Origin of the sequence: Microbacterium sp. HMWF026, from assembly GCF_003061325.1 — a bacterium.
Taxonomy (GTDB): domain Bacteria; phylum Actinomycetota; class Actinomycetes; order Actinomycetales; family Microbacteriaceae; genus Microbacterium; species Microbacterium testaceum_E.
The window spans coordinates 1-528 of record NZ_QAJB01000455.1 but is presented as its reverse complement, the minus strand read 5'-3'; the positions used below and the strand labels follow the sequence as shown (position 1 = coordinate 528).

1 protein-coding gene is annotated in these 528 nt (G+C 68.0%); it reads right to left on the bottom strand.

Going from position 1 to position 528, the window contains the following annotated elements; all coding sequences use genetic code 11:
* On the bottom strand, positions 1-499 hold a 499-nt coding region (locus DBR36_RS16485; protein WP_258222943.1), incomplete at its 3' end, for a Dps family protein.
* Positions 500-528: the final 29 nt, after the last annotated feature.

Here is a 528-nt window from a genome sequence, read left to right as displayed (position 1 = left end):
CGAGAACACCGTGCAGGATGTCGGCGCTCGTGGGGTCCTCGTCGTCGACGTCGTCGTGCACGTCGCGGACGGTGCCGACGACGGCATCCAGACGCTCGGTGATGAGGTCGATGACCTCGGCGGTGTCGACCTCGCCCTGCGGGAACTCCGGCAGGGTGGTGGTCTCGGCGACGGTGTCGCTGCGGCCGTCGGGCAGGGCGTGCAGCGAACGCATGCGCTCGGCGATCTCATCGCCGAACTCGCGAGCGGCGTCGATGATCTCATCGAGCTGCAGGTGCGTGTCGCGGAAGTTCTTGCCGACGACGTTCCAGTGCGCCTGCTTGCCCTGGATCGACAGTTCGATCAGGTCGACCAGTACGGCCTGCAGCGCGTCGGTCAGCTGCTCGGACGCCTGGAAGCCCTTCTCGGCGTTCTGCTCGTCGGTGGTCTCGGGACCGCTGCCTCCGCGCGCGGGGCGACGACGGTTCTTGGTGGGGGCGTCCTTGGTGGTGGTGGACATGCGCGTTCCTTTCGCTCACGGTCACCAGC